Annotated in this window: 8 protein-coding genes; all 8 read left to right on the top strand. The window is 52.8% G+C overall.

Annotated elements, in window-relative coordinates:
* The first annotated feature begins 62 nt into the window (after window positions 1–62).
* The 8 genes from PHV74_06110 (at window position 63) to PHV74_06145 (ending at window position 8,839) form a co-directional block, all read left to right on the top strand.
* Entirely contained in the window at window positions 63–1,481 is a 1,419-nt protein-coding gene (locus tag PHV74_06110; GenBank protein ID MDD5093937.1) for a zinc ribbon domain-containing protein, read from the top strand.
* Between the two features lie 20 nt (window positions 1,482–1,501).
* Window positions 1,502–1,900 (top strand): cobalamin-dependent protein, encoded by a 399-nt coding sequence (locus tag PHV74_06115; protein ID MDD5093938.1) that lies wholly within the window; start codon window positions 1,502–1,504, stop codon window positions 1,898–1,900.
* A gap of 40 nt (window positions 1,901–1,940) precedes the next feature.
* Window positions 1,941–3,566: a methylmalonyl-CoA mutase family protein gene (locus tag PHV74_06120; protein MDD5093939.1), complete on the top strand. Its 1,626-nt coding sequence runs from the start codon at window positions 1,941–1,943 to the stop codon at window positions 3,564–3,566.
* Between the two features lie 141 nt (window positions 3,567–3,707).
* The gene (locus PHV74_06125) at window positions 3,708–4,946 is read left to right on the top strand and encodes a CoA transferase (protein MDD5093940.1); all 1,239 of its coding nucleotides are present in this window, start codon (window positions 3,708–3,710) and stop codon (window positions 4,944–4,946) included.
* A gap of 248 nt (window positions 4,947–5,194) precedes the next feature.
* Entirely contained in the window at window positions 5,195–6,478 is a 1,284-nt protein-coding gene (locus PHV74_06130) for an ABC transporter substrate-binding protein (GenBank protein MDD5093941.1), read from the top strand.
* A gap of 80 nt (window positions 6,479–6,558) precedes the next feature.
* Complete coding sequence (locus PHV74_06135; protein ID MDD5093942.1) at window positions 6,559–7,506, top strand: DDE-type integrase/transposase/recombinase; 948 nt, start codon at window positions 6,559–6,561, stop codon at window positions 7,504–7,506.
* 56 nt (window positions 7,507–7,562) lie between these two features.
* Window positions 7,563–8,696 (top strand): NAD(P)/FAD-dependent oxidoreductase, encoded by a 1,134-nt coding sequence (locus tag PHV74_06140; GenBank protein ID MDD5093943.1) that lies wholly within the window; start codon window positions 7,563–7,565, stop codon window positions 8,694–8,696.
* Entirely contained in the window at window positions 8,693–8,839 is a 147-nt protein-coding gene (locus PHV74_06145) for a TetR family transcriptional regulator (protein MDD5093944.1), read from the top strand. Before PHV74_06140 ends, PHV74_06145 begins: the two co-directional genes overlap by 4 nt.
* Window positions 8,840–9,020 lie beyond the last annotated feature (181 nt).

Here is a 9,020-nt window from a genome sequence, read left to right on the forward strand (position 1 = left end):
AGATTACCGGATAGCTGCAAAGTACAGGCAGAAAAACTACGCAATTCACAAAAGGAGACAAAATGGCGGGAATAATTTCTTATGGTGCTTACATTCCATGGCGCCGGCTCGACAGAGCCCAAATCGGCAAGGCGTGGGTCACGCCTGTGATGCCGGGAGAAAAAGCGGTGGCCAATTACGATGAGGACAGCCTGACGATGGCGGTGGCCGCCTGTCTCGACTGTCTGGGCGATATGGACCGCCAGAAGATTGACGGCCTCTTTTTCGCCACCACCACCACACCGTTTAAGGAAAAGCAGGCGGCAGCGATCATCGCCCGAGCCGTCGATCTGCGCCCTGATGCACTCACTGCGGACTATATCAGTTCCTTGAGGGGGGGCACCTTGGCGCTAAAGTCAGCAATGGATGCAGTGGGTAACGGTTCGGCCAAGCAGATACTGGTGGTTGCTGCCGACTGCCGTCTCGGGGCAGCCCAGGGACCGAGGGAGGTTGCTCTGGGAGACGGGGCAGCAGCCGTGTTGGTGGGTGTTGAGGATGGTGTTGCCAAGATCAAAGGATTCCACTCGATCTTCAGCGATACCATGGATGTGTGGCGGACCGATGAGGATCGGTTCGTCCGCTCGTGGGAGGATCGCTTCGTCATCGACAAGGCATATATGCTGACGATGGGGAAGGCAGTGGCGGCGGTTATGAAAGACTGTGGCCTCATGCCAAAGGACATCGCTAAGGCAGTAATCTACAGCCCTGATCCTCGTACTCATCAGACCATGGCCAAAACCCTCGGTTTTGATCCGAAAACCCAGTTGCAGGATTCCCTCTTCGGCGTGATTGGGAATACCGGCACGGCGCTAACCCTGATGATGCTGGCAGCCGCACTGGAAACTGCCGGAGCCGGACAGAAGATGCTGGTAGCCAGTTATGGTGATGGCAGCGACGCTTTCATCCTGGAGGCTACCGGAAAGAAAGGCCACGGTAAAAAGGGTATCAAGGGTTATCTGCCAATAAAGAAGATGCTGAACAATTACGAGTCCTATGCCCGCATTGAACAACTTCTCGATGTCGAGCCCTCGGCCCGACCTCCCGTGTTGTTGCCTTCCGCGGTGGTAGGCTGGAGAGAGAGCAAGAAGAACCTGGCCCTGTATGGCGCAAAATGCAATAGTTGTGGAAAACCGCAGTATCCCGCACAGCGGGTGTGTGCCTACTGTCAGTCCAAGGATAACCTGACCCCCTATCGTTTTTCGGACAAGAATGCCAAACTGTTCACCTTCGCCTTCGATAACCTGGGCATGTCGAAGACAGATGTCCCGCCGGTGGGAGGTGGAGTGATCAACTTCGAAGGGGGCGGACGGATGCTCGGTCAGTTGACGGACCTGGATTTTGAGCAGGCGCGCGTTGAAATGCCGATGGAGATGACCTTCCGTAAGCATTATGAGGCTGAAGGCATGCCGGTTTACATGTGGAAGGCTAAGCCAGCCGTATAATTTGTGTCAGGAGGGGGTTGATGGTGAGAGAAAACAAGCCCATTAAGGTGCTGATGGCCAAAACGGCCCTGGATTCACATTCGAGAGGGCCAATAGTGGTGAGCCAGGCTTTGCGAGATGCCGGGATGGAGGTCGTCTTCGCGGGGGCTCTCAGGGCTGAAGAGGTAGTGCAGACCGCCATTCAAGAAGATGTGGACGTCATCGGCCTCAATGTATGCGGACGCTATAAGCAGATCAAGGACATGATTGCTCTCCTCAAAGAGAAACACGTCGAGGACAAGCTCATCATTGTCGGAGGCACTATTCCCGCAGAGGACATACCTGTACTGAAGGAAATGGGTGTGAACGAGGTGTTTCCGCCGGGATCGAAGATGGAAAGAATCGTGCAGTATGTTCAGTCACATGCCGGCAAGAAATGAGCACTTGACATCGGAAGACCAGTTAGCAAGGAAGGACAACATGAGTAAACAGAAAGAAGAGAAGCAATTCGTTATCGCCTCTGGAATCCCGGTCAAGGCGATTTACACATCAGAAGATGTGGCAGGGATCGATCCCTCCCGCGAACTTGGGGCGCCTGGAGAGGCACCGTTCACCCGGGGGGGATATCCCGGCATGTATCGTACTCAGCCTTGGCGCATCCGGCAAATCACCGGGCACGGCACGGTGGAGGATCAGCACGAGCGCGTCAAGTATGCCCTTAGTTTGGGGCAGACGGCAATTACCGTCATTGCCGATCAATCCACGGCATCTCTCCTGGATGTTGATCATCCCAGTGTTCTGTCCCGGATTGATGATGTGGGACTCTGGGGAGCGCCCATGTCCTCGCTCAGGGATTACGAGGTTTTGCTGGAAGGCATCCCTCAGGATAAGATTTATGCAGCAGTGATGGGAACCCCTCACTTTATGCCGTTCTGCAACGGGGGCTATTTTGCCCTGGCCGAAAATAGGGGTATCCCTTTGAATAAGTTGTCCGGAACCTGCAATGAGGATATGTGCACTGCTTATCTGGCGTGTCCCTATCCCGATATGCCGCCACCCCAGCACGGTCTGAGGCTGGCGGCCGATCTCATCGAATTCTGCACCGAGAATATCCCGCACTGGACTACCGCCTCCTTCTCCGGATATAACATCCGGGAGACCGGCATCACGGCCTATCAGGAGATTGCCATCGTTCTGGCCAATGCCATTACGTTCATCGATGAAGTGCTCAGTCGAGGAAAATTCAAGATCGACGATTTTGCTCCCGGTTTGGGGGCATCCCATCTTTCCTGCGACAGGGACTTTTTCGAGGAGATCGCCAAGTTCAGGGCCGTCCGGCGCATGTGGTACCGGTTGCTGACGGAGCGCTACCAGGCACAGAAAACGGATTCGTTGAAATTCAAGATTCATGTCCAGACTTCCGGGGCCGCGCTGACTTATCAGCAGCCGATGAACAATGCCGTTCGCGTAGCATATCATGTCCTGGCTGCGGCACTGGGCGGTGTGCAGTCCATGCACGCCGATGGTTTTGACGAGGCCATCAGCGCACCTTCGGAACTTTCCGCGCTTCTGGCCATCCGAACCCAGCAGATCGCCCAGGTGGAGACGAACATCACCAATGTGGCGGATCCGTTGGGCGGCTCTTACTATATCGAAAGCCTGACCAATGCGGTCGAGGAACAAGCCTGGGACTATCTCAAGAAGATCGAGCAACAGGGGGGCTTCGTGGAGGCCCTGAATTCCGGCTGGTTGCCCCGGGAGCTTGCCAAGGGGATGCTGGATCAGGAAAAACTGGCCCAGTCCGGCGAGAAGAAGATCGTAGGGGTCAACTGCTTTGAGATGGAGGAAGAGCCCTTCAAAGTCCCTGCCTTCAAAACCAATCCTTCCGCAGGTGAGGAGCAGCTTGCCAAGCTCAAACAAATTCGGAAGGAAAGGGATAGCCGGAAGGTGAAGACGGCGCTGGATGATTTGAGGAAGGCGGCTGAAGACGGAAGCAACATCATGCGCCCCTCGATGACTGCCCTCAAGGCCTATGCCACTGCCGGAGAAATGGGACAGGTGTGGCGCGAGGTCTTCGGTACCTGGAACAAACCCATGTGGGTTTAGGACTGTGAGGATGTCGAAAGAGCCTTCGTAGAGCCCAAAGCTGCTGAGTCACAGTGGGTCGGATTATCGTGGCGCTCACGATTAGGGTAATTCCCAGTGCCGGAGGCCAAGAAAAGTATCGATATGAAAGGAGAACGCGGTATGTTGCCATTAGAAGGAATAAGAATTCTGGATATGTCTCGTCTGCCTCCGTGCTCTCAGGCCACCATGTATCTGGCCGATATGGGGGCAGAAGTAATAAAGATAGAAGCTACCGCCGCTGCAGGAGAGCGCGCAGTGGGTTATGCCTCAGAACCTTCTCCCCCTATGACCAAAGCAGGGATGAGAATTTCAGCATACAACGCGCTTAACCGAAACAAGAAGAGTCTGGGCCTCAACCTGAAATCGGATGATGGGCGACAGATTTTCCACAAACTGGCCGAGACAGCGGATGTCGTTTTCGAGGGATTCAGGCCCGGGGTTACCAAACGTTTGGGTGTGGACTACGAAACGATAAGGAAGATCAACCCGAAGATTATTTACTGTTCGCTGACGGGATACGGGCAGACCGGTCCATATGCTTCCCTGCCCGGCCACGATATCAACTATATCGCCCTCGGCGGCGCACTTGGCCTGATCGGGTCCGAGAAGAGCGATCCCGTCATTCCTTTGGGATTCGTAGGGGACGCAGCGGGAGGAACTCTGCATGCCGTGATAGCCATACTGGGTGCCTTAGCGGCCCGAGAAAAGTCCGGTGTGGGGCAGTATATAGATGTGGCCTTGACGGATGGAGTGGTCTCTCTATTGGGTATGCTGTCGGTCTGGTATTTCCAGAATGGTGACATTCCGAAACGTGGACATATCGCTGCCAGCGGAGATTTCCCTGAGTATGGGGTGTACCAAACCAAAGATGGGGGATACGTTGCTCTCGGTGCTATGGAGCCCTACTTCTGGGAAAACGTCTGCAAAGAGGTGGGCAGAGAGGATTTGATTCCTGCTCCAAAGGAACTGGGCAAAGAGTCCGAAGAGATACGCGAAACAATGAGGAAGATTTTCCTCACCAAGACCAGGGACGAATGGTTTGATCTCCTGGCTCCCAAAAACATACCGATAACCAAGGTAAACAACGTTGCCGAGGTGTTCAGTGACCTCCACATCAGGGCAAGGAAAATGGTGATGGAGTTGGACCATCCCGCCTTTGGGAAGGTAAAGCAAGCGGGATTTCCCATAAAGTACTCGGAAACACCACTGCAGGTGAGACATTTTGCGCCGTTCTTCAGCCAGAATGAGGATGAGTTGCTGGAGGAAGTGGGATACTTTGATGATGAGCGAGAGCGCTTGCGCCAGGAGGGGGTAATTGGTCAGCCGAGTCAGCGAGTCGGCATTAAAGCTCACGCGTAGTAACGCCCGTCTTGAAGGCCAGCCAGAGCATTTTCGTTCATCCCAACAGGTAACCAGCAAAACACCTGATAACGGAATCGCAGTGGATCAAGAGTTGGCGCCGATACTTAGGGCATCGCCACCGGGATGAAGGCTGAAGATGGGCTATACGCCTTTCTTAAATCAGAGATTCCCTAACGGCTTTGCGGAAGAGGTATATTTGCGATAATGGTTCTCATAGGCAGGAAATAAGAGAAAAGGGGAGAGGGATGCAACAGAAATGGACTCCATGGTACAAAGTGGCGGCCTTGGTTCTGGTTCTGGCATTAGCAGCGTCCATTATAGCCGCCTGTGGCGATGATGAGAAAGAGGAAGCTTTAACACCATCAGCGTCGGCACCCGCGGCGACAACAGCTGCGGCAACAACGCCCACAATTACTGTCTCGAATGAGCCGATAAAGATCGGCCTTCTGTCGTCATGGAGCGGTTCGGCGGGTCTTGCCGGCTTTCTTGTCAATGATGCCATGAAGATCGTGCAAAAGCAAATTGATGACAGAGGCGGCATCAACGTCGGCGGAGTGATAAGACCCGTCGAGTGGATCAAGTACGATGACAAGACTCAGGTGGCCCAGAGCGGTGTGGGATACAAGAAGCTGGTACTGCAGGATCATGTCTCGGCAGTCCTTTATGGCGGAGCGTCGACACCCTGCCTTACCGCTGCCTCCGATGCTGCGGAAGAACTCAAAGTGCCTCTATTCAGCGTCGGTGCAACTCCGGCGGATTTGACTGACAGGCCATATACCATCCGTTGCGTCTACCCGAACCTTAACGACCTCGGAGAGCTGGAAGCGCGTTTTGTGGCAAGCTATTTCAAGCCTGAGACGGTAGGCTTTCTCACAACGGACATGACAGAGTTGCGTGAACGCGTAAGGATTATGAAGGACGTGTTCAAGGCTGCCGGTGACATAAAGACTGTCTATGAAGAATATGCCCCGGTCGGCACCGTGGATTTCTCATCGCTCCTCACCGGTGTCAGAAGGGCGAATCCTGACATCCTTATGATCAATGGTGGCGGCCCTGAGAGTTTCCATATCGCTATCTTCAACCAGATGCCCCAATTGGGAGGCTGGGGTGATATTACGGTTTTTAGCACGGATGGAGCATCAAGCGGCGCTACTGCGTTGAAGGAGAAAGGAGCCGAAGGGACCTACCACTGGGTTTCATGGGCGCCCGGCTTCCCGTTCCCAGCGGCCGCGGCATTTGAGCAAACTGTTCGTGATGTGCTCAATCGATCTGCTCAGGCCACGGATACCTTCATGTATATTCCGCCATGGGTGGCCATCACAGCGATAGAGATGGCTGGATCGGATAAGCCCGAGGATATCGCCAGGGCAGCCCGCTCGGGCGATCTGGCATGGGAAGGACCAGCCGGACCGATAACCATTCAAGCCAATGGTCTTCACAGTAACGTGGGGAACATTGTGCAGTACAAGGATGGAAAGCTGACTCTTGTGTCAAGCCTGAAAGATCTGCAGGCAGATGTCAAGCGTTAAGAATTTGGGGTACTTCTCGGTTGGGGTTGATACCCTTTATTATGCCTGTTATCCTCTTGTCAAAAAGAGAGAAGGATGGAATGGATTTCGGCGAGGCGAAAGACATGGCAGAACAAGTTTTAGAAATGATGCAGCCCAGAAAGTGCAAATACTGCGAATCCCAAAATGTCGTGAAGTGGAGTAAGACTAAAGGCAGGCAGCAAAGGTTGCTTTGTCGGCAATGCGGGCATACCTTCATAGACAATAGTTCGATTCAGGGGATGAAAACACCTCAAGAGCAGGTAGCCTCGGCGATGAACATGTATTACGAAGGCATGAGCCTGAACGCTATACGAAGGCAATTGCAGCAGGACCATGACAATTGCCCCTCAGACTCGACAGTCTACGAATGGATAACTCGGTTCACCAAGAAAGCTGTCGAGGATGCCAAGGGATACAAGCCCACTGTCGGGGATGTTTGGGTTGCTGATGAAACAGTCTTGAGGATAGAGGGTAAGAATTATTGGTATTGGGACATCATTGATTTTAGAACCAGATACCTTCTTGGTTCTCATATGTCACTCACTCGGAGAACCGGCGATGCTCGGATTCTGGTTGAGCGGGCGGCAGAGAAAGCTGGCAAGGCGCCAAAGGTTATTGTCACTGACAGGTTGGCTTCATACATAGACGTGATCGAATTGGCTTTTGGCAACCAGGCAAAGCACATCAAGGCTAAGACACTAACCTCAGAACCCGCAAAGCAACTCATTGAGAGATTCCACGGCACGTTAAAGGAGAGAAACAAAGTTGTGCGGGGTATGAAGAATCTAGACAAGGCTTATTTAATGCTCGAAGGGTGGCTAGTCTATTACAACTATCTCAGACCTCATGAATACCTCAAAGGTAAAACACCCGCAGAAAAAGCGGGGATCAATTTCCCTTATCACAACTGGGCGGACATCGTAAAGCCAAAAGTGGTGATTCAGGTAAATAAAGGTGTCAACGGAAACCGAGCAGAACCGATGAACTTACACCATACAGCCTATTGACAACACACGTAATATGGGGTGAATGTGTCCAACTAACCGTTATGGAAAGGAGTCCAATGCGACCCTTCGAATTCGATGTGATTGTGATCGGAGCAGGCCCCGGCGGATCGGCGGCTGCCAAAAGATGTGCTCAGAATGGGCTGAGAGTACTGCTGCTGGAAAAACATAAACTGCCCCGCCACAAAGTGTGCGCTGGATGGATAATGGGTAGCTTTTCTAAGAAGATCGTGGCCCGAGAGTTTGGTGAAATCCCACCAAAAGTGCTAAACGATCCTCCTTTTTTGGCCGGGTTTATATTCCACACTCCAGACGGGGGATGCCATAAGGTGGAAGGAAGCATACCCCAGGGGTGGAGAAGCGATCTTGACTACTGGATGGCCCAACAGGCAGTGGAGGCAGGCGCCCAATTATGGGATGAGGCTAATGTTGTCAGTGTTGCTGAAACTGATGGCAAATGTACTGTGAGGCTGATTAGGAAGGGGACAGAAAGTGCATTGGATACCCGATGTGTCATTGGTTCAGACGGCAGCCGATCCATAGTAAGGAGATGTTTGTACCCTGACCTGGAAGTACAATTCAAGCAAGCAGTGGAGCAATGGTACAAGGGCTCATTGAGGGATATCGAAAGGGAGTATTCCCACGATTTCCTTTACCGAGATGCCTCCCACAATGCTGCCGGCGCCTTTCCCGGCAGCCTGTTCACCCTTGGGTATAAAGAGGAATTCTTCTATGTCGGCCTCACCAATTTCGGCTTCCGTTGGCGTGACAATATGGAGAAGGCTCTTGAAGTGCTGGCCCAGCATCACGGCTTCGATATGGCGCAAAAACCTGTTTGGACAGACAGCTGCACTATTCCGCTGCTACACAAAAAACTGATTGACGGTTCTTTTCGTCCTGCCTTGGGTAACATCATGCTGGTGGGCGATGCTGCCGGGTTGTTGGATGCGGACGCGGGAGGTGGTGGCATAGCCGCAGCAGTCGACAGCGGGTCGTTGGCGGCGGACTCTATTATCAAATCCTGCCAGGAAGGAGGAAAGGCAGATACTTACTATCTGGACGCTATACGAAGACCGATCTCCGTACTTGGGAAGCTGCAGTTTGCCATATCCAGTGTACCACCGCTTGAGGAACATGCCAATTGCGGTTTGTTACCAACGGCAATTAGATTCGCACAGGGAGCAGTGAGATGAAACTAGATAACGAGAGAAAGAAACAAGCCGACATCATCTCCGAGGCCGCAAGACTCTTCCTGTGCAAGGGTTATAACGCTACCAGCATGGATGAAATCAGTACTGAGCGCTTGGGGGTATTTGGTGAGCAGTCACTAAGATAATGGCGTGTGGCGAGTGGGATCACCTTTCAGGTGACATTTGTGTAAATAAATTTCGGAGAGGGAGAAATATGGCAGGTTTTGGCTTTACCGAAGAGCAAGATAAGTTCCGATTGGAGATGCGGAAGTTCGCACAAACTGAGATTGCACCCACTGCAATCGAGAGGCATCGAACACAGACTGA

This window comes from Dehalococcoidia bacterium, from assembly GCA_028711995.1.
Classification (GTDB): Bacteria; Chloroflexota; Dehalococcoidia; order SZUA-161; family SpSt-899; genus JAQTRE01.

Bases quoted from the DNA above. Each gene is read 5' to 3' on its own strand.
- PHV74_06110 (MDD5093937.1), top strand. From the start codon at position 63: ATGGCGGGAATAATTTCTTATGGTGCTTACATTCCATGGCGCCGGCTC.
- PHV74_06115 (MDD5093938.1), top strand. From the start codon at position 1,502: ATGGTGAGAGAAAACAAGCCCATTAAGGTGCTGATGGCCAAAACGGCC.
- PHV74_06120 (MDD5093939.1), top strand. From the start codon at position 1,941: ATGAGTAAACAGAAAGAAGAGAAGCAATTCGTTATCGCCTCTGGAATC.
- PHV74_06125 (MDD5093940.1), top strand. From the start codon at position 3,708: ATGTTGCCATTAGAAGGAATAAGAATTCTGGATATGTCTCGTCTGCCT.
- PHV74_06130 (MDD5093941.1), top strand. From the start codon at position 5,195: ATGCAACAGAAATGGACTCCATGGTACAAAGTGGCGGCCTTGGTTCTG.
- PHV74_06135 (MDD5093942.1), top strand. From the start codon at position 6,559: ATGGATTTCGGCGAGGCGAAAGACATGGCAGAACAAGTTTTAGAAATG.
- PHV74_06140 (MDD5093943.1), top strand. From the start codon at position 7,563: ATGCGACCCTTCGAATTCGATGTGATTGTGATCGGAGCAGGCCCCGGC.
- PHV74_06145 (MDD5093944.1), top strand. From the start codon at position 8,693: ATGAAACTAGATAACGAGAGAAAGAAACAAGCCGACATCATCTCCGAG.